This window comes from Microbacterium aquimaris, from assembly GCF_039531285.1.
In the GTDB taxonomy this organism is placed as follows: Bacteria; Actinomycetota; Actinomycetes; order Actinomycetales; family Microbacteriaceae; genus Microbacterium; species Microbacterium aquimaris.
Genome location: NZ_BAAAPT010000001.1, coordinates 447,155 through 464,929, shown reverse-complemented (window position 1 = coordinate 464,929; position 17,775 = coordinate 447,155). Strand labels below are relative to the sequence as shown.

16 protein-coding genes are annotated in these 17,775 nt (G+C 70.0%); 10 read left to right on the top strand and 6 right to left on the bottom strand.

Annotated features, from left to right (window positions below):
- Window positions 1–9 precede the first annotated feature (9 nt).
- The 4 genes from ABD204_RS02255 (at window position 10) to ABD204_RS02240 (ending at window position 4,282) form a co-directional block, all read left to right on the top strand.
- Complete coding sequence (locus ABD204_RS02255) at window positions 10–1,287, top strand: extracellular solute-binding protein (protein ID WP_194423084.1); 1,278 nt, start codon at window positions 10–12, stop codon at window positions 1,285–1,287.
- 90 nt (window positions 1,288–1,377) lie between these two features.
- Window positions 1,378–2,331 carry a carbohydrate ABC transporter permease gene (locus ABD204_RS02250; protein WP_194423083.1) on the top strand — a complete coding sequence of 318 codons (954 nt, stop codon included), beginning with the start codon at window positions 1,378–1,380 and terminating at the stop codon, window positions 2,329–2,331.
- Window positions 2,328–3,233 (top strand): carbohydrate ABC transporter permease, encoded by a 906-nt coding sequence (locus tag ABD204_RS02245; RefSeq protein ID WP_194423082.1) that lies wholly within the window; start codon window positions 2,328–2,330, stop codon window positions 3,231–3,233. Before ABD204_RS02250 ends, ABD204_RS02245 begins: the two co-directional genes overlap by 4 nt.
- Window positions 3,230–4,282: a hydroxyacid dehydrogenase gene (locus tag ABD204_RS02240; protein WP_194423081.1), complete on the top strand. Its 1,053-nt coding sequence runs from the start codon at window positions 3,230–3,232 to the stop codon at window positions 4,280–4,282. The genes ABD204_RS02245 and ABD204_RS02240 overlap by 4 nt, the downstream gene beginning before the upstream one ends.
- A gap of 8 nt (window positions 4,283–4,290) precedes the next feature.
- Here the strand turns inward: ABD204_RS02240 and ABD204_RS02235 are convergent, their stop codons facing one another.
- Window positions 4,291–5,346, bottom strand: coding sequence for a LacI family DNA-binding transcriptional regulator (locus ABD204_RS02235; RefSeq protein ID WP_194423080.1), 1,056 nt, complete (start codon window positions 5,344–5,346; stop codon window positions 4,291–4,293).
- Window positions 5,347–5,443: 97 nt separating this feature from the next.
- Between ABD204_RS02235 and ABD204_RS02230 the strand changes: the two genes are divergently transcribed.
- Complete coding sequence (locus ABD204_RS02230) at window positions 5,444–6,271, top strand: amidohydrolase family protein (protein WP_194423079.1); 828 nt, start codon at window positions 5,444–5,446, stop codon at window positions 6,269–6,271.
- Here the strand turns inward: ABD204_RS02230 and ABD204_RS02225 are convergent.
- The 4 genes from ABD204_RS02225 to ABD204_RS02210 all read right to left on the bottom strand — a co-directional run bounded on the left by ABD204_RS02225 (window position 6,241) and on the right by ABD204_RS02210 (window position 10,654).
- Window positions 6,241–7,935: an MDR family MFS transporter gene (locus tag ABD204_RS02225; RefSeq protein ID WP_194423078.1), complete on the bottom strand. Its 1,695-nt coding sequence runs from the start codon at window positions 7,933–7,935 to the stop codon at window positions 6,241–6,243. The genes ABD204_RS02230 and ABD204_RS02225 overlap by 31 nt on opposite strands.
- A gap of 19 nt (window positions 7,936–7,954) precedes the next feature.
- The gene (locus ABD204_RS02220; RefSeq protein ID WP_194423077.1) at window positions 7,955–8,554 is read right to left on the bottom strand and encodes a TetR/AcrR family transcriptional regulator; all 600 of its coding nucleotides are present in this window, start codon (window positions 8,552–8,554) and stop codon (window positions 7,955–7,957) included.
- A gap of 113 nt (window positions 8,555–8,667) precedes the next feature.
- Window positions 8,668–9,510 carry an NAD-dependent epimerase/dehydratase family protein gene (locus tag ABD204_RS02215; RefSeq protein WP_194423076.1) on the bottom strand — a complete coding sequence of 281 codons (843 nt, stop codon included), beginning with the start codon at window positions 9,508–9,510 and terminating at the stop codon, window positions 8,668–8,670.
- A gap of 148 nt (window positions 9,511–9,658) precedes the next feature.
- Window positions 9,659–10,654: a LacI family DNA-binding transcriptional regulator gene (locus ABD204_RS02210; RefSeq protein ID WP_194423075.1), complete on the bottom strand. Its 996-nt coding sequence runs from the start codon at window positions 10,652–10,654 to the stop codon at window positions 9,659–9,661.
- A gap of 98 nt (window positions 10,655–10,752) precedes the next feature.
- Here ABD204_RS02210 and ABD204_RS02205 point away from each other — a divergent pair, with 98 nt between their 5' ends.
- The 3 genes from ABD204_RS02205 to ABD204_RS02195 are packed head-to-tail and all read left to right on the top strand — an operon-like array spanning window position 10,753 to window position 13,714.
- A complete protein-coding gene (locus ABD204_RS02205) occupies window positions 10,753–11,955 on the top strand; it encodes a Gfo/Idh/MocA family protein (RefSeq protein WP_409263969.1) in 1,203 nt (400 codons plus the stop codon).
- Window positions 11,952–12,650 carry a ThuA domain-containing protein gene (locus ABD204_RS02200; protein ID WP_194423074.1) on the top strand — a complete coding sequence of 233 codons (699 nt, stop codon included), beginning with the start codon at window positions 11,952–11,954 and terminating at the stop codon, window positions 12,648–12,650. The genes ABD204_RS02205 and ABD204_RS02200 overlap by 4 nt, the downstream gene beginning before the upstream one ends.
- On the top strand, window positions 12,629–13,714 hold the full coding sequence (locus ABD204_RS02195; RefSeq protein ID WP_194423073.1) for a Gfo/Idh/MocA family protein: 1,086 nt from the start codon (window positions 12,629–12,631) through the stop codon (window positions 13,712–13,714). The genes ABD204_RS02200 and ABD204_RS02195 overlap by 22 nt, the downstream gene beginning before the upstream one ends.
- Window positions 13,715–13,789: 75 nt before the next feature.
- On the opposite strand, the gene ABD204_RS02190 is transcribed toward ABD204_RS02195, so the two are convergent.
- On the bottom strand, window positions 13,790–14,968 hold the full coding sequence (locus tag ABD204_RS02190; RefSeq protein WP_194423072.1) for an ROK family transcriptional regulator: 1,179 nt from the start codon (window positions 14,966–14,968) through the stop codon (window positions 13,790–13,792).
- 160 nt (window positions 14,969–15,128) lie between these two features.
- Between ABD204_RS02190 and xylA the strand changes: the two genes are divergently transcribed.
- Both xylA and ABD204_RS02180 read left to right on the top strand, forming a co-directional pair.
- Window positions 15,129–16,319 (top strand): xylose isomerase, encoded by a 1,191-nt coding sequence (gene xylA, locus ABD204_RS02185; protein WP_194423071.1) that lies wholly within the window; start codon window positions 15,129–15,131, stop codon window positions 16,317–16,319.
- A 94-nt stretch (window positions 16,320–16,413) separates the two neighbouring features.
- Window positions 16,414–17,733 (top strand): xylulokinase, encoded by a 1,320-nt coding sequence (locus tag ABD204_RS02180; RefSeq protein WP_194423070.1) that lies wholly within the window; start codon window positions 16,414–16,416, stop codon window positions 17,731–17,733.
- Window positions 17,734–17,775 lie beyond the last annotated feature (42 nt).

Below are 17,775 nucleotides of genomic sequence, written 5' to 3'. Positions count from 1 at the left end.
GAGGTTTCCGTGGAAAAGCGCACACGGCTGTTTTCCGCCATCGCAGCTCTCGGCGTCGCCGCGCTCACCGTCACCGCATGCTCGGGTGACAGCGGTGAGTCCGGAGGATCGTCCGACGACCCGAACGAGGTCACGGGCACGCTTCGCGTTCTCACGCCGAGCTACCCCGCCAGTACGGAGGGTCAGGCGGCATTCGACGAGGTCGTCGCCGCCTTCAACGAGGAATACCCCGGTGTCGAGATCGAACCCGACTTCGCCACGTTCGGCACACTGAACGAGAAGATCTCGACCTCACTCGCCAGCGGCCAGCCCTACGACGTCCTCGTCACCGGAATCGGCTGGGTCCCGCCCTTCGCTTCGCAGGGAGCCTTCCTCGACCTGAACGAGTTCGGGGTCACGGCCGACACGGTGGCCGCCGAGACCTCCGAGGCGATGGTTCCGGCCGTCACCTACGACGGTGACGTGTACGCCTGGCCGTTGATCCTCGGCGCCAAGCCCGTGGCGCTGAGCAAGTCCGCGTTCGAGGAGGCCGGTCTCGACCCGAACTCACCGCCGACGACGCTGGACGAGCTCATGGAGGTTGCCGAACAGCTCACCATCCGTGACGCGGACGGCAACCTCGAGCGCGCCGGCTTCGACTTCTGGGGTGCTGACCCCCGGCATGCATACGTCGCATTGCTCGGCGCGACCGGCCCGGATCTCTACGAAGACGGCGCACCCGGCTTCGACGGCCCCGAAGGCGTCGAGGCGCTGGACTGGATGGTCTCGGCGGTGAACGACTCGAAGATCACCGACTTCGGCCTCGCCTCCGCATCCGGCGCCCCGCTCATGTACACGGGAGAAGCGGCGATGGGCATGGTCGGTGGCTACATCGACTGCGAGGAGCTCGGTCAGGAACTGTGCGACGACCTGGTGTTCTTCAACCTCCAGGATGAGCGCGAAGTGATGTTCACCGGTGGTCAGGTCGCTTCCATCGGCGCGGGCACGGAGCTCCCCGAGGCCGCATGGGCCTTCATCGAGGCGATGGCCACTCCGGATGCCGAAGCCGCGATGGCGTCGATGAACTTCGCCGTGCCGGCCATTGCGGGATCGGAGGACGCAGAGGTCGTCACGAGCAACCCGGCCAGTGAGTGGACCTACGCGAACCTCGACAAGGTCGTGTTCGAGGGTGGTGCCGCCAACTGGCTCGACCTGCGCGACACCTTCAACACCGAGTTGCAGAAGGCGCTGCTCGAGGAAGCGAGCTCCGTCGAGGTGCTCGAATACCTCGCGGCCGAGTCCGAGTGACCCCAGGCCGTCATTGATCGTGCGGGGTCGGGTGTCGTCCGTTCACCCGACCCCGCGCACTCTCGGAACAGACCATGAAGGAGGCTCGCGATGACCACGAGCATGGATGAGAAGGTGACGCCGTCACCTTCCGAGGCGCCGCCGCCGGCCGCGCCGAGGCGCCGCCGCAAGCACTCGGGGATGGTGCGCTCGCAGCGTCGCGCAGGGTATGTGTTGATGGCCCCGGCGATGGTGAACATCTCGATCTTCTTGGGTCTGCCGCTGGTCCTGGCGTTCATCCTCAGCTTCACCGACTACGGGTTCTTCGCGCCGCCGGAGTTCATCGGCATCGACAACTACATCGAGATGGCCGGGGATCCGGACTTCCAGATCTCTGTCGTGAACACGATCGTCTACACGATCATGGTCGTGCCGGTCGCCATGGCGCTCGCGCTGATCGTCGCCCTCGCCCTGAACATGCCGATCCGGGCTCGCGGCACCTACCGGGTGATGTTCTACGTGCCCGTCGTCACCGCGACGGTCTCGGTCGCAACGGTCTGGCTGTGGATCCTCAATCCCTCCTTCGGCCTGGCAAACCAGATCCTCGCCCTGTTCGGGTTGCCGCCGTCGCAGTGGCTCAACTCACCCGACACGGCTCTGATGAGCCTTGCGATGGTCGGGATCTGGCAGGGACTGGGCGCGAAGATGGTCATCTACCTCGCCGCGCTGCAGGGTGTGGACCCCGCCCTGGTCGAGGCCGCTCGCCTCGATGGGGCGAACCGTTGGCAGGTGTTCTGGAACGTCACGTGGCCCAGCCTCGGCCCGGCGCACTTCTTCGTCTTCGTCACCTCGATCATCGCGTCGTTCCAGGTGTTCGACCTCGTCTACGTCACCACGCAGGGTGGGCCCGCCAACGCCACGCGCGTGCTCGTCTACGACATCTACCAGAACGCGTTCTCGCGCCTGCAACTCGGCTACGCCTCGGCGGAGTCCGTCTTCATGTTCGCCCTCATCGCGGTCTTCATCGCCGCCGGGCTGTGGCTGCAGAGGAGCAAGTCAGAATGACCACCGAACTGATCCGCTACCCCAGCACCAAGAAGAAGTCGCTGGGTTCGAAGATCCGCTGGACCATCTTCTACATCGTCCTGTCGGTCGCCGCCTTCGCCATGGTCGTGCCGTTCATCTGGATGGTGCTGACCTCGCTGAAGTCCCCGGCAGAGGTCAACTCGTTCACCTGGTTCCCCTCGGAACTGCACTGGGACAACTACGTCACCGCCATGACGGCGGCGCCGTTCCTCGACTACTTCCGGAACAGTTTCATCCTCGCGATCTCGATGACGCTGTTGACACTCATCTTTGCCACGGCGGCGGGCTACTCGCTGGCGAAGATGCCCATCCCGGGCAAGACGTACATCATGTGGTACGTCATCGCGATGCTGATGGTGCCGTTCCAGGTGGTCATCGTGCCACTGTTCCTCGTGGTCAAGAGCATTCCGCTGTTCGGTGGGAACGACATCTTCGGCCAAGGCGGCAGCGGCTGGCTCGACAGCTGGTGGGGTTTGATCATCCCGCTGTCCATGGGGCCGCTGTTCATCTTCCTGTCGCGCCAGTTCTTCACCTCGCTGCCCGATGAGCTGGGAGAGGCCGCGCGCATCGACGGCGTCACCGAGTACGGCATCTTCGCGCGCATCATGTTGCCGCTGGTCAAGCCCGCACTGGTGACGATCACCGTCTTCCAGCTCGAGGCGGCATGGAACAGCTTCCTCTGGCCGCTGATCGTCACCAGTTCTCCGGACCTGCGCCCGCTCCAGCTGGGGCTGGCGATCTTCGCGCAGGACGAACTGAACGTGCAGTGGAACTACCTCATGGCGGGCGCGACGCTCGCGACGGTGCCGATGATCATCCTGTTCATCGCGGCGCAGAAGTACTTCGTCCAGGGCCTCGCGAGCTCGGGGCTGAAGGGATGACCCGCGTGGATGCGCCCCGGTCCGACCGGCCCGGGGCCGATGTGGCGAACCCCGACGAGCTCGGGCTCGGCCGGTACGCGGTCGCGATGAGTTCGGACGACCTGGCCCGCAGGCTTTTCGGTCAGGATCTGGAGCTGCTCCGCGCGGCACCCGGGGTGGCAGAACTCCCGGTGGTGACCGCCTTCGACGACGAGACGTTCGCGCGTCTGGCCGACGTGGACGTCCTGGTGACCGGCTGGGGGGCGCCGGCGATCACGGCGGAAGTGCTCGACCGGTTACCCCGACTGTCGACGGTGATCCACGCCGGTGGCGGGACGGACGCCTTGATCGCCCCGGAGATCCGCTCGCGCCTGCAACGCTCCAACGCCGGATCGATCAATGCGATCCCGGTCGCCGAGTATTCCCTGGCGATGATCATGCTGGCCTGTCGTCAGGTCTTCGCGTCGCAGCGAATCTACCGTCAGGTGCGCGGCCGCGTGGACCGCGAGCAGACCTTCCCGGACGCGGGACTGTTCGGGCAGACGGTGGGACTGGTGGGTGCATCGCGGATCGGGCGACGGGTGATCGACCTGCTCCGGCCGTTCTCGGTGCACATCCTCCTGGCCGATCCGTACCTCACCGAGGACGACGCGTTCACGCTGGGTGTGGAACTGGCTCCGCTGGACGAGGTGATGCGGCGTAGCGACGTGGTGTCTTTGCATCCGCCGTTGAACGATGAGACGCGCGGCATGATCGGGGCCCGCGAGATCGCGCTGATGCGGGACGGTGCGACGTTGCTGAACACCTCCCGCGGCGGGGTCGTCGACCTGCCCGCGCTGCAGTCGGAACTCTTGTCGGGGCGCATCGAGGCGATCCTCGACGTGACCGACCCGTTCGAGCCCCTCCCGGCCGACTCTCCGCTTTGGGAATGCGAGAACGTGGTGCTCACCCCGCACGTCGCCGGATCGATGGGCACCGAATTGCGCCGCATGGGCGAACACGTCGCCGACGAGCTGACCCGGGCGCTCCGGGGGCAGCCGCTCGAAGCCGACGAGTCGCCCGCCCGCTGAGCGGCGAGTCAGTCGCTTGCACCCCCGACCATCGGAAGCATCCGGCGGTCGGGGGTGCTTTCGCGGACCACGACATGCCCGTGCACGACGCTCACGCGGGGCTCCACGGGGCGTTCGGTCAGCGCCAGTCGGATCGCCTCTGCGGCCACGTCGTCCCAGGGCAGGTGCACCGTCGTCAGGCCCGGGGTGACGTCTCGGAGCGCCTTGATGTCGTCGAAACCGGCCACGGCGACGCCCTGCCCACGGGGGCCGGCATCGCGCAGGAGCGAAAGCGCGCCCAGAGCCATGGCGTCGTTCACCGCGAAGATCGCGTCCAGGCGGATGCCGCGCCGCACGAGGTCTCCCGCGGCGGCGTATGCGGCGTCGCGGGAGAACTCACCGGTCACGACACGGTCGGCCGACAGCTCGATGCCCGCCTCCGCGAGCCCCTCGAGGAAACCCTCCGTGCGGTCGCGCTGGGTCAGCCCGTTGGCGTAGCCGGCGAGGACGGCGAAGTGCTCGTATCCGCGCGCGACCAGTTCGCGGGCGAGTTCGCGTGCTCCCTCTCGGTTGGCGTACGCGACCGTGTCGAAGGGCAGGCCAGGCTGGGTGATCAGCACGACGCGCCCGCCGTCGGCCTCGTAGCGGCGCAATGCCGTCACCAGGGCGGGGGTGCTGCGGTCATCGACGAAGCGTCCTCCCATGGTCATGACGATCTGGGATCGCTGACCGCGGGCGGTGTCGACCGCCCGCGCCAGGTCGGTCGTGGATGATCCGGCGACGACGAGACTTATCGGTAGTCCTTCGCGGTGTGCCTCGTTGACCACGCCCGCCACCATGGGGTTCGCATAGTCGTCGGGCATGGCTTTCAACAGCAACGTGATGCCGCGCGTACGTCCCCGGGCGACCGTCTGCGCGGCGAGGTTCGTGGTGTAGCCGAGTTCCTCGGCCGCAGCGAGCACACGTACGCGGTTCGCGTCGCGCACGCCGCGGGTCGTCGGATTGAGCGCGCGCGACGCGGTCGCGGTGGACACTCCGGCGCGCCGGGCGACATCGACGAGTCGGGGCGATCGATGCTCGGTCACGACGTCTCCTCTCTGGCATCATTGCGATTGAAAGCGCTTGCCGATAGTACCGCCGCGTGTGCGGTCCGGGTTCTGCCACGCTGGAGACGGAGAACGCATGACCATCGATGCCCACGCCCATCTCTGGGACACGAGTGCGTTGGGGTACCCGTGGCTCGACGGAGCACCGTCGTTGCCGCGCGCGTTCCTCCCGGAAGATCTCCAGCGCGGTCACGCGATCCCTTATGTCTTCGTCGAGGCCGATCGCCGTACCGACCAGGGGGCCGCCGAGGCCCGATGGGCGGCCGGATTCGAAAGCGCCGGGCCGTCCGCCATCGTCGCGTTCGCCGCGATCGAGGCGGACACGATCGACGAAGAGCTCGACGCGCTCGTTGAGGTGCCCGGCGTCACGGGGGTGCGTCGGCTGTGGCAGGACCGCCCCGACGACCTCGTCACTTCCCGCGAGACGGCGCGGGGGCTGCGCGCGGTGGCCGACCGCGGCCTCGTCGTCGACGTCTGTGTGCGCTGGAGACAGCTGGCCCCGGTCGCCGACCTGATCGCCCGCCACCCCGACATCGCGTTCGTCATCGACCACCTCGGCAAGCCGCCGGTGACAACGCCGGAGCTGATGGGCCCGTGGCGAGTTCTGCTCGAAGCGTGCGCGCGCCCGAACGTCGCGGTCAAGCTGTCGGGCTTGCCCGCGGAGGACGACTCCGACCCCCGCCGCGACACGGGGCCGTGGTTGCGCGCGGCTTTCGACTTGTTCGGACCGGATCGATCGATGGTGGGCAGTGACTGGCCGGTCTCGGCCCGCGAGGGCCTGTCGCGTACCGGGTGGTTCGACGAGGTGCGCAGCGCCCTCGCCGTAACCGACGACGAATGGCACCGCGTCTCGCACGCGACTGCTGCGCGGCTCTACCGGGTCGGGGAGTCCGCCGGCGTCTGATCCCCGGACCCGTCGGGGCTCGTCCCGGACCAGGTCGGAGCGGAGGGACCGTCCTCCCGATGGGGGTGGGAGCCTCGCTGGGCGGCCTCGAGGCGTTCGGCCTCCTCTCCGCCCACAGCCTCGCCTCGGGCGACGAGCCCGGCGACATCCGAGAGCGGAATCTGCTTGAGGAACAGGCTCAACAGGAATGCCACGCCGATGAAGGGCAGGACATACCAGAACACCGGAGCCAGCGCATCGGCGTAGGCGGTGACGATCCCGTCACGCAGTTGTTCCGGGAGCTGGTCGAGGACCTGGGGGTCGATCGTCGCGGTCGCCTCGGCGGCCTGGTCGGTGCTGGCTCCGGCGTCGAGGAAGACGCTCGTGAGGTTCTCGCTCAAGCGTGTCGTGAACAGCGTGCCGAACACGGCCGTGCCCAGTGCGGCGCCGACCTCGCGGAAGTAGTTGTTCGTGCTCGTGGCCGACCCGATGTCGGAGGCGGGTACCGCGTTCTGCACGACGAGGACGACCACCTGCATGATCAGGCCCAGACCTGCGCCGAAGACGAACAAGAACACGCAGATCATCCAGATCGGCGTCTCGGCGGTCATCCCGGCCATCAGCACGATGGCCGCGCCGGTGATCAGCGTGCCGGCGATCGGGTACGCCCGGTAGCGCCCCGTCTTCGTGATGAGGAGGCCTGAGGTGATCGAGGTGCCCATGAGGCCGACCATCATCGGCAGCATCAGCAGACCCGAGACGGCGGCCGAGGTGCCGGAGGCCATCTGCAGGAAGGTCGGGATGAACCCGATCGCCGCGAACATCGCCAGCCCGATCATGAGGCCGATCGCGGTTGCGGTGACGAACACCGGGTTTCGGAAGAAGCTCAGCGGGATGATCGGGTCGACGGCCCGCGACTCGACGAACACGAACAGCCCCGCCGCGACCACGAGGCCTGCGCCCCACATCCATGTCTCCGGTGCATCCCAGCCGTAGGCGGTGTCGCCGCCGAAGTCGGTGAAGAAGATGAGGCACGTGGTCGCGACCGACAGCGAGAGCACACCGAGGATGTCGATCGGCTTGGTGGCCTTCTTGGACGGCAGCTTCAGGGCGACCAGCGCGATGATGAACGCCGCGATGCCGATGGGGATGTTGATGTAGAACGCCCACCGCCACGTGAGGTGGTCGACGAAGTAGCCGCCGAGGAGGGGGCCGGCGACCGCCGACAGGCCGAAGATCCCGCCGAGGGGGCCGAGGTATTTGCCGCGCTCGGAGGCGGGCACGATGTCGGCGATGATCGCCTGCGACAGGATCATGAGGCCCCCGGCGCCGAGGCCCTGCATGGCGCGGAAGGCGACGAAGCTCCAGAAGTCCCCCGCGAAGGCCGCTCCCACGGAGGCTGCGGTGAACAGGCCGATGGCGATGAGGAAGAGGTGACGGCGGCCGAGGACATCGCCGAACTTCCCGTAGATCGGCATGACGATGGTCGTGGCCAGCAGGTATGACGTCACGATCCAGACCTGGTGCTCGACACCGCCGAGCTGGCCCACGATGGTCGGCATGGCGGTGGAGACGATCGTCTGATCGAGACTGGCCAGCAGCATCCCGGCGATCAGCGCGCTGAAGATGATCCAGATGCGCCGTTTGGTCAGCAGGAAGGGCTGCTCCGTCGTGGTGGAGGTCATTCGGGGTCCTTGTCGGATGTCAGGAGGGGGAGTCCAGGAGGGAGCGGGCGACCGCCAGGCGGTGCCGGAAGAGGTCGACGAACGGGACGGTGGCGTCCCGGCCGAAGAACTCGTCCACGCAGGGGCGGATGAGTGCGCCGATCAGCTCCACCGCGACCGCGGCGCGGACGTCGTCTTCGGGCCACCCCTGGCGGCGCGCGATGAGGATGCGGTCGGCGCGTTGCGCCTCGAGGATGTGCGCGATGAAGGTCTGGTGCAGTTCGGGGGCCTTTTCGAGGGCGGCACGCACGGACCGGATCTCGGTGAGCTCCATCTCGCGCGCCTCCGACCGTGCGATCAGGAGGGTCGTGAGGTCATCGAGCAGATCGCCGCGTGATTCGACGAACGCCGTCTCGGCGTCGGTGGTGTCACTACGCGTCGAGAACCCGAGCACGGCGTTCTCTTTGCTCGCGTAGTAGTTGAAGAAGGTGCGGCGCGACACGTGCACGTCGGCGCAGAGCTCCTCGACGGTGAAGCCGCTGAACCCGCGTTCCGCGGTGAGCTCGCGGGCGCGTCGGCGCAGCGCGCGCTCGGTCTCACGCGTCCGCTGCTCCCGCAAAGAAACTGCACTATCACCCACAAAGTGCATTTTTGCACTCCTCACCCCATAGTGCAAACGACTCCACCCCCCGTCCTCCAACCCCGCGCAGCGTCGAGCCGTGTGGGCGTGGGCAGGGAGCGCGTGGGTGGGGGCTAGGGGCGGGGGCGCCAGGTGTGCTGGGGGGCGTAGCCGAGCATGCGGCGGGCCTTGTCGATCGACAGCAGGGTCTCGTGCGCGCCGGGTTCGCCGCGCACCTCGACGTCGGGGAACACCGCGGCGATCAGCTCCCCGTTGGGGCGCTCCATGACGGTGTCCGCGGCCGCGATGATGTAGGCCTCGAAGCCGTCCGGGGCGTGCCGGAGTGCCTTCTCGACAGCCTGCGCCCCGTCTCGGGCGTCGATGTAGCCCCACAGGTTCCATTTGCGCCGCATCGGGTCATCCTGGAACTCTGCGAACGCCGCGTAGTCCTCGGGTGCCATCACGTTCGAGAAGCGCAGGGCGCTTACCGACAGGTCCGGATGCCAGCGGACCAGTTCACGTGCGAGCTGCTCCTCGAGCGTCTTCACGATCGAGTACACCGACTCCGGTCGCGGTGCGTACTCCTCGTCGACCGGGATGTACGGCGGGGGCACGTCGAAGGGGAGCCCCAGGACCGTCTCACTCGACGCGTACACGATCCGACGGATGCCGAGTCGGACGGCCGCCCAGAACACGTTGAACGTCGAGGGCATGTTGTTGTGGAAGGTCGCCACGTCGGTGCGCAGTCCCGGCGCGGGGATCGCGGCGAGGTGGACGACGGCGTCGAAGGGCGCCGACCGGTCGACACCCCCGAGGGCGTCGACGACCTGGCCGTAGTCGGTGAGGTCGACCTGGACGAATCCCTCCGCGCGTGCGCCGACGACGTCGAAACCCGTGACGTCGTGTCCGGCGGCGCGGAGTTCACGGGCGACGGTCGAGCCGAGCTTTCCGGTGACCCCGGTCAGAGCGATGCGCATCTGGCCACCATGCCACAGTCCGTGCTGCCCGCCCCGTGCGGTGACCCGGCGGCGTCCACCCGCGCCTGTTCCGATGGCCGTGCACACGCCCGTGGTGCGAACGTTCGAGGCCGGCTGGGCCGGGGGCCACGGCGAACCCGGGGTCTGCTCAGGTGGATGCCCGGAGGACCAGCTCGGTCGGGAGGGTGACCGACGCGGCCGCCCCCGGTGCGCCCTCGGCGGCATCGGCGAGAAGACCGACCGCGGCGGCGGCCATCTCCCGGATCGGCTGACGCACCGTCGTCAGCGGCGGACTCAGCCACCGTGCGCCCCGCACATCGTCGAAGCCGACCACCAGCACGTCGTCGGGGACGATGAGCCCCTCGCTCGCCGCGGCGGCGTAGACGCCGGCGGCGAGTTCGTCCGAGACGGCGAACACCCCGAGGCGCTCGCCCCCGCGCAGGCGTCGCAGCAACGGCAGGATGGCGTCGCGTGCCGCCGGCGCCCGCCACGCGCTCGTGGTCGCATGCACCTCGGCCTGCGGCAGGTGTCGCGCGAGTTCCTCGACGAACCCGTCGCGTCGTGCCCGGCCGTATCGGAAGGGAGGGTCGCCGCCGAGCACGGCGAACCGTGTCGCGCCGCGTGCCGCAAGGTGGCGCGCGGCCGCGGCGGCACCGGCGCCGTCGGTGGTGCGGACGTTCGGCATCCCGTGGGTCGCCTCGGACGGCGGGTCCAGCAGGACCACGGGGATCCCCGATTCCCGAACCGACTCCAGCTGCGCAGTCGTGGGGGAGATGAGGCCCAGCACGATCCCGGCCGATCCACGCCGTCTCACGCGCACCGGCCAGTCGTCGCCCGGGAAGTCGGTCTCCTCGGTGAGGACGAGATCGAAGCCGTGCGCGGTCGCCGCCCCGTGGGCGCCGGCGGTGACCTCGTCAGACCACGGGTTGTGGAACCTCCCGAGCACGAGGTCGATCATGTGCCCGCTCGCGGTGGGGCGACCCCCGCGTGCGGGCTCGCGTCGGTAGCCCAGTCTCGCCGCGGCCTCGCGCACGCGACGGCGGGTCTGCGCGGAGAGGTCGCCGCGGCCGGAGATGGCGCGGGAGGCGGTGGCGACACTGACCCCGGCGGCGGTCGCGACGTCGGTGAGGGTGGCGAGCGGCATGGGATCCACCCTTGTGGAGGTCGATGTTTTGCGCAAGAGGGTGGGAAGCGTCCCGGCGGCGGTGGCACGCTCGTCGCGGAACGACGAGAGGAGCATCGATGACGATGACCATGCAGGATGCGCCGTTGCGCATCGCCGTGATCGGCAACGGATTCATGGGCCGCATCCACACGCAGGCGTGGCGCACCGCGCCCCGCTTCTTCGACCTCGGACGCGAGATCGAGCCGATCGTGCTGGTCGGCCGCCGGCCGGAGGGTGCCACAGCGGCACGCGATCTCGGTTGGCCCGAGTACGCCACCGACTGGCGCGACGTGGTCACGCGCCCCGACATCGACGTCGTCGACATCTGCACCCCCGGCGACACGCACGCCGAGATCGCCCTCGCGGCGCTCGCCGCGGGCAAGCACGTGCTGTGCGAAAAGCCGCTGGCCAACTCCGTCGAGGAGGCCGACCGCATGGTCGCCGCCGCCGCGTCGGCATCGAGCGTGGCGATGTGCGGCTTCAGCTACCGGCGCACCCCGGCGCTCGCCGCCGCGCGCGCGTTGATCGCCGAAGGCGCGCTCGGCGAGATCCGCCATGTGCGCGCGCAGTACCTGCAGGACTGGCTGAGCGACCCCGATGCGCCCCACACCTGGCGTCTCGATCGCGAGCGCGCCGGATCCGGCACGCTCGGCGACATCGGCGCCCACTCCATCGACACCGCGCAGTGGCTCCTCGGCGACGACATCACGGCCGTCTCGGCGGTGTTGCGCACCTTCGTGTCCACGCGACCCCCGCTGGCCGGTCAGGCCGGGCTGGGTGGGGTCGGTGGCTCGGGGGACCGGCTGCCGGTCACCGTCGACGACGCCGCAGCCTTCACAGCGACCTTCGCGGGTGGGGCACTGGGCGTCTTCGAGGCCACGCGCATGGCCACCGGGCGACGCAACGCCAACCGGATCGAGATCAACGGATCCCTCGGGTCGGTCGCGTTCGACTTCGAGCGCATGAACGAACTCGAGTATTACCGTGCCGACGACCCGTCCGGCGCGCAGGGCTTCCGGCGCATCCAGGTCACCGAGCCCGAGCACCCGTACGCCGGGGCGTGGTGGCCCGCAGGCCACGGACTCGGCTACGAACACCTGTTCACGCACCAGATCGTCGACCTCGTCCGCGCGATCGGGGGCGACCTCGACGCGGCGGCTCCGTCGTTCGCCGAAGCCGCCGACGTGCAGCGCGTGTTGGCCGCGGTGGCGGAGAGCGCGGCGAACGAGGCCGTGATGACGCCGGTGCGCCGGGTCGGCGGAGAGGGGAGCGAGTCATGACCCGCACGGCGATCGTGGTCCGCGGCGGCTGGGAGGGGCATCACCCCGTCGAGGCGACCGAGGTGTTCCTGCCGTACCTCCGCGCCGAAGGGTTCGACGTCCGCGTCGAGGACAGCCCCGAGGTGTACGCCGACGCGGATCGGATGGCGGCGACCGACCTGGTGGTGCAGTCCGTGACGATGTCGGAGATCTCCGACGACGCGGTGAAGGGACTGCGCGCCGCCGTCGAGGCGGGCACCGGCCTCGCGGGGTGGCACGGCGGAATCGCCGACTCGTTCCGCAACAGCGCCGACTACCTGCAGCTGGTCGGCGGGCAGTTCGCCACGCATCCCTCCAAGCACCCCGATGAGTTGCGCGGCGACGAGACCGACAACTACCTCACCTATCGGGTGACCATGACAGACCTCGGCCGCGAGCATGAGATCACCCGCGGCATCGAAGACTTCACGCTGCACACCGAGCAGTACTGGGTGTTGCACGACGACCTCATCGACGTGCTCGCCACCACGACCCATCCGGTGCAGCCCTATCACCCGTGGCACCGGCCCCTGACCTCGCCGGCGGTGTGGACCAGGCTGTGGGGGCGCGGCCGCGTATTCGTCGCCACCCCCGGGCACAGCGTCGAGGTCCTGCGCGACGACGAGGTCCGGACCATCATCGAGAGGGGGATGTCGTGGGCAGCCCGCACACGGTAGGGATCGTCGGCCTCGGGGTCATCTCCCGGGCCTACCTCGACACGCTCGCCGGGGTCGACGGCGTGCGCATCACCGCCGTCGCCGACCTCGACCTCGACCGCGCGGAGGCCGCCGCTGCGGACCTCCCCGGATGTCGCGCGCTCACGACGTCCGAGCTCGTCGCCGACCCCGACGTCGACACGGTGTTGAACCTCACAATCCCGGCCGCGCACGCCGAGGTGGCCCTGGCGGCCATCGCAGGCGGCAAGGACGTGTTCGGCGAGAAGCCGCTCGCGGCGACCTTCGCCGAGGCGCAGGGTGTGATGGCGGCCGCAGAGCGTGCCGGGGTCCGGGTGGGATGCGCCCCCGACACCGTGCTGGGGACCGGCGTGCAGACCGGGCGGCGTGCGGTCGACGACGGCCTGATCGGCGACCCGGTCGGCGCGACGGCCACGTGGGTCTCGCCCGGGCACGAGCACTGGCATCCGCAGCCCGACTTCTACTACCGGGCCGGCGGCGGTCCGCTGCTGGACATGGGGCCGTACTACCTCACCTCCCTCGTGCAGGTGCTCGGTCCGGTCGTCGCCGTCTCGGGCGCGGCGTCGCGGGCCCGTGCGACCCGGGTGATCGGGTCGGGGCCCCGCGCCGGTGAGCACGTGGCGGTCGAGATCGATACGCACATCGCGGGCGTCCTCGAGCACGCGGGTGGCGCGATCTCGACGGTCACGATGAGCTTCGACGGCGTCGCCACCTCGGCGCGCCCACTGGAGGTGTACGGCACAGAAGGCGCGGTGGTCCTGCCCGATCCGAACCTCCATGCCGGCGACGTCTCGCTGCACCGCCGTGGGGGAGAAGGGTGGGAGGAGCTGCCCCCGTCCGCCGGGTACGAGGATGCCGCCCGCGGCGTCGGACTGCTCGACTTCGTCGCCGGGCACGGGCGCGCCGGAGGCGCGATGGCGCTTCACGTGCTCGAGATCATGGAGTCGCTGCACGAGGCCGCCGCGGTACATGCGCGGCGGGAGCTGACCACCACGGTCGAGCGCCCCTCCCCGGTTCCCCTGACCCCCGCATCCGCCTGGCGCTGAGCCCCACGGGCGGGTGCGGGCGGGCGCGAATGCCCCACCCGGGGGTGGAGGTCTGTGCCCGTCCCGACCGCGCGGTCACGCCGAGGCGAGGGTGCCCGCAGGGTCGGCCAGCAGCGGTGCGAACGCCGCCTCGGCGGCGCCGATGAGCAGCCGGTCCTCGGCGAGCGCGGCGGTGCGGATCTCGACGTCCTCGGCCGCGGCGGGCATGCATTGGGCCTGCATCGCCTCGACCAGGGCGGCGGGATCGCTCTCGGCGAGGGTCGCGAGAAAGCCGCCGAGGATCACGACCGACGGGTTCAGCACGTTGACCGCATTCCCGAGGGCCGTGGCGAGGATGCCGCGCTGACGCATGATCTCGTCGCGCACATCCACGGCGGTCGATCCCGACAGTGCCGCGGCGAGTGTCGGCTCGTCGGCCGAGGTCAGCCGCGCGGCGGCCAGGAGTCTCGCCCTGCTCACCTCGTCCTCCAGTACGCCGTCGTCTGCCCGCCGATGCGTGGCCGAGGCGATCCCGGGACGGTTCTGGCCGAATTCGCCGGCATACCCGGATGCGCCGGCCAGGGGCATCCCGGCCACGATCACGCCACCACCGATGCCGGATGCGCCGCCGTTGAGATAGACGAGGTGGTCCACGCCGGCACCGGCGCCGAAGCGGTGCTCGGCGATCGCGCCGAGGGTCGCGTCGTTGTCGACGGCGGCGGGCAGGCCCGTGGCCTGTTCGGTCATGGCGCGCAGCGGGGTGTCCCGCCAGCGCAGGTGCGGGGCATGGCGGACGAGGCCGTCTGCGGCGCGGACCAGTCCCGGTACCGCGAGGCCCACGCCGACGAATTTCGCGCCCGCCAGCTCCCCCCGGGCCCAGCGGTCGAGGGCATCGGCGAGCTGGGCGACGGTCGTCTCGGGCGAGGGCAGGTCGGTGGTCTCAAGGCGTTCGCGCACCTTGATCTCGCCGTCCAGGCCCACGGCGGCGAGGGTGAGCGCGTCGACCTCGGGGTTGGCGGCCAGCACCACCACATCCGGATTCGCCGCGACCACGGGGGAGGGTCGGCCGACGCGCTTGGTGGGGTCGGGGGCGCGTTCGATCACCAGGCCGAGCTCGACCAGCTCGGCGGCCAGCGCCGCGACGGTCGAGCGGTTCAGCCCGGTGGCGGCCGTCAGCTGCGCGCGAGACAGCGCACGTTCGCGGTGCACCAGCTCGAGGAACCGGGCGAGGTTGCCGCGACGCATGTCCTCCACGGTCGACATGGCGCTCAGCATGCGTTTCTCCTCTGTGACGTCTCAGGCCGCGCGGGGAGGGCCGCTCGCGGGGCGTGGGCCGAGCCTAGCGGGACGATGCGGGCGATTCCGCGTTGACCCGCGGGTCACCGTGTTATACGTTGTCAAGCGCAACAATTCCTTCACTCGACGCGGAGAAGACATGCCCACCCCCACCCCTGCCGACAAGTTCACCTTCGGCCTCTGGACCATCGGCTACAACGGCACCGACCCGTTCGGCGGGCCCACCCGTCGCCCTCTCGACGTGGTGCACGCCGTCGAGAAGCTCGCCGAACTCGGCGCGTACGGCATGACCTTCCACGATGACGACCTGTTCGCGTTCGGCTCGACCGACGCCGAGCGTCAGACGCAGATCGACCGCCTCAAGGGTGCGCTCGAGGCGACGGGGTTGACCATTCCGATGGTGACCACCAACCTCTTCTCGGCGCCGGTGTTCAAGGACGGCGGCTTCACCTCCAACGACCGACAGGTCCGTCGTTTCGCGCTCCGCAAGGTGCTGCGCAACATCGACCTGGCCGCCGAGCTCGGTGCCAAGACCTTCGTCATGTGGGGCGGTCGGGAAGGCGCCGAGTACGACTCGGCCAAGGACGTGCGGGCCGCGCTCGAGCGCTACCGCGAGGCCGTCGACCTGCTCGGTGACTACGTCACCGACAAGGGCTACGACATCCGCTTCGCCATCGAGCCCAAGCCCAACGAGCCCCGCGGCGACATCCTGCTGCCCACCGTCGGTCACGCGCTCGCGTTCATCGAGTCGCTCGCACGTCCGGAGCTGGTCGGCCTGAACCCCGAGGTCGGGCACGAGCAGATGGCGGGACTGAACTTCACCGCCGGCATCGCCCAGGCGCTGTACCACGGCAAGCTCTACCACATCGATCTCAACGGCCAGCGGGGCATCAAGTACGATCAGGACCTCGTATTCGGCCACGGTGACCTGCACAACGCGTTCTCGCTGGTCGACCTGCTCGAAAACGGTGGCGTCAACGGAGGCCCCTCCTACGACGGCCCCCGGCACTTCGACTACAAGCCCAGCCGCACCGAGGACGAGACCGGCGTGTGGGACTCCGCCGCCGCGAACATGCGCACCTACCTTCTGCTCAAGGAGCGCGCCGCGGCCTTCCGCGCCGACCCCGAGGTGCAGGAGGCGCTCGAAGCGGCGAAGGTCACCGAGTTGTCGCAGCCCACGCTGGCCGCCGGGGAGTCCTACGACGACCTGCTCGCCGACCGCTCGGCCTACGAGGATTTCGACGCCTCCGCCTACCTCGGCGGCAAGGGCTTCGGCTTCGTCCGCCTGCAGCAGCTGGCCACCGAGCACCTGATGGGCGCCCGCGGCTGACGCCGTCGTACCGAGACCCGGGCCTGCGTCCGAGACCCCGCCGCGTGCGGCCCGGTCTCCGACGTCGAGCCCGGTCTCACCGAGAGGAGACGCGATGACACTCGTCGCGGGGGTCGACTCATCGACCCAGTCGTGCAAGGTCGTGATCGTCGACGCCGACACCGGGGCCGTGGTGCGCGAAGGGCGCGCCGCGCACCCCGACGGCACCGAGGTCGATCCCGCAGCCTGGTGGCGGGCCCTGCAGGAGGCGATCGCCGCCGCGGGTGGACTCGACGACGTCGCCGCGTGGAGCATCGGCGGCCAGCAGCACGGGATGGTCGCCCTCGACGCGGAAGGGCGGGTGATCCGCGACGCCCTGCTGTGGAACGACACCCGCTCCGCCGGCGCCGCCGAAGCCCTCATCGACCAGTTCGGCGTCGAGTCGCTCGCGCAGCGGACCGGGCTCGTCCCGGTCGCATCCTTCACGATCACGAAGCTTCGCTGGCTGCGCGACGCCGAACCCGACAACGCCGCACGGGTGGCCGCCGTCGCGCTTCCGCACGACTGGCTCATGTGGCGTCTGCGCGGGTTCGGCCCCGTGGGCGAATCGGCCGGCGGGCCCGTGCTCGAAGAGCTCGTGACCGACCGGTCCGACGCGTCCGGAACCGGCTACTGGAGCCCCGACGCGTGGGCGCCGGGCCTCGACGGCTACGACCGGGAGCTGTTCATCGCGGCCCTCGGCCACGACGCGGTGCTGCCGCGCGTGCTCGGCCCGGCGGAGTGGGTCGTCGACGGCGCCGAGCGCCGCGTGGCGCCGGGTGCCGGCGACAACGCCGGCGCCGCCCTCGGCGTCGGTGCGGGTACCGGTGACGTCGTGGTCTCGATCGGGACCTCCGGCACCGTCTTCGCCGTGAGCGCGGAACGCACCGTCGATCCGTCCGGGACGGTGGCCGGCTTCGCCGACGCGGACGGCGGATTCCTCCCGATCGTGGTCACCCTCAACGCCGCCCGCGTCCTCGACGCGATCGCCCGGCTTCTGGGTGTCGACCACACGGCACTCAGCGACCTCGCGCTCGCCGCGCATCCCGGCGCGGGGGGTCTCACCCTCCTTCCCTACTTCGAGGGCGAGCGCACGCCGAACCTGCCCGATGCCACCGCGTCCCTCACCGGCATGACCCTCGCCTCGACCACGCGCGAGAACCTCGCCCGCGCCGCGGTCGAGGGGATGCTCTCCGGTCTCGGCGCGGGACTGGACGCTCTCCGCGAGTTGGGTGTGCCCCTCGAGCGTGCCCTGCTCATCGGCGGCGCGGCGCAATCCGCCGCGGTGCGGGAGATCGCACCGGCCGTCCTCGGTCTTCCCGTCGAGGTGCCCGCCCCGGGTGAGTACGTCGCGCTCGGCGCCGCCCGCCAGGCCGCCCGCATCGCGGGGGCCTGAGCGCCGCTCGCCGCCCGCCGCATCACCGCGGGCGGACCGCGT

Coding starts and splice junctions, on each gene's coding strand:
- ABD204_RS02250 (WP_194423083.1), top strand. CDS start 1,378: ATGACCACGAGCATGGATGAGAAGGTGACGCCGTCACCTTCCGAGGCG.
- ABD204_RS02245 (WP_194423082.1), top strand. CDS start 2,328: ATGACCACCGAACTGATCCGCTACCCCAGCACCAAGAAGAAGTCGCTG.
- ABD204_RS02240 (WP_194423081.1), top strand. CDS start 3,230: ATGACCCGCGTGGATGCGCCCCGGTCCGACCGGCCCGGGGCCGATGTG.
- ABD204_RS02230 (WP_194423079.1), top strand. CDS start 5,444: ATGACCATCGATGCCCACGCCCATCTCTGGGACACGAGTGCGTTGGGG.
- ABD204_RS02225 (WP_194423078.1), bottom strand. CDS start 7,935: ATGACCTCCACCACGACGGAGCAGCCCTTCCTGCTGACCAAACGGCGC.
- ABD204_RS02215 (WP_194423076.1), bottom strand. CDS start 9,510: ATGCGCATCGCTCTGACCGGGGTCACCGGAAAGCTCGGCTCGACCGTC.
- ABD204_RS02210 (WP_194423075.1), bottom strand. CDS start 10,654: ATGCCGCTCGCCACCCTCACCGACGTCGCGACCGCCGCCGGGGTCAGT.
- ABD204_RS02205 (WP_409263969.1), top strand. CDS start 10,753: ATGACGATGACCATGCAGGATGCGCCGTTGCGCATCGCCGTGATCGGC.
- ABD204_RS02200 (WP_194423074.1), top strand. CDS start 11,952: ATGACCCGCACGGCGATCGTGGTCCGCGGCGGCTGGGAGGGGCATCAC.
- ABD204_RS02190 (WP_194423072.1), bottom strand. CDS start 14,968: ATGCTGAGCGCCATGTCGACCGTGGAGGACATGCGTCGCGGCAACCTC.
- xylA (WP_194423071.1), top strand. CDS start 15,129: ATGCCCACCCCCACCCCTGCCGACAAGTTCACCTTCGGCCTCTGGACC.
- ABD204_RS02180 (WP_194423070.1), top strand. CDS start 16,414: ATGACACTCGTCGCGGGGGTCGACTCATCGACCCAGTCGTGCAAGGTC.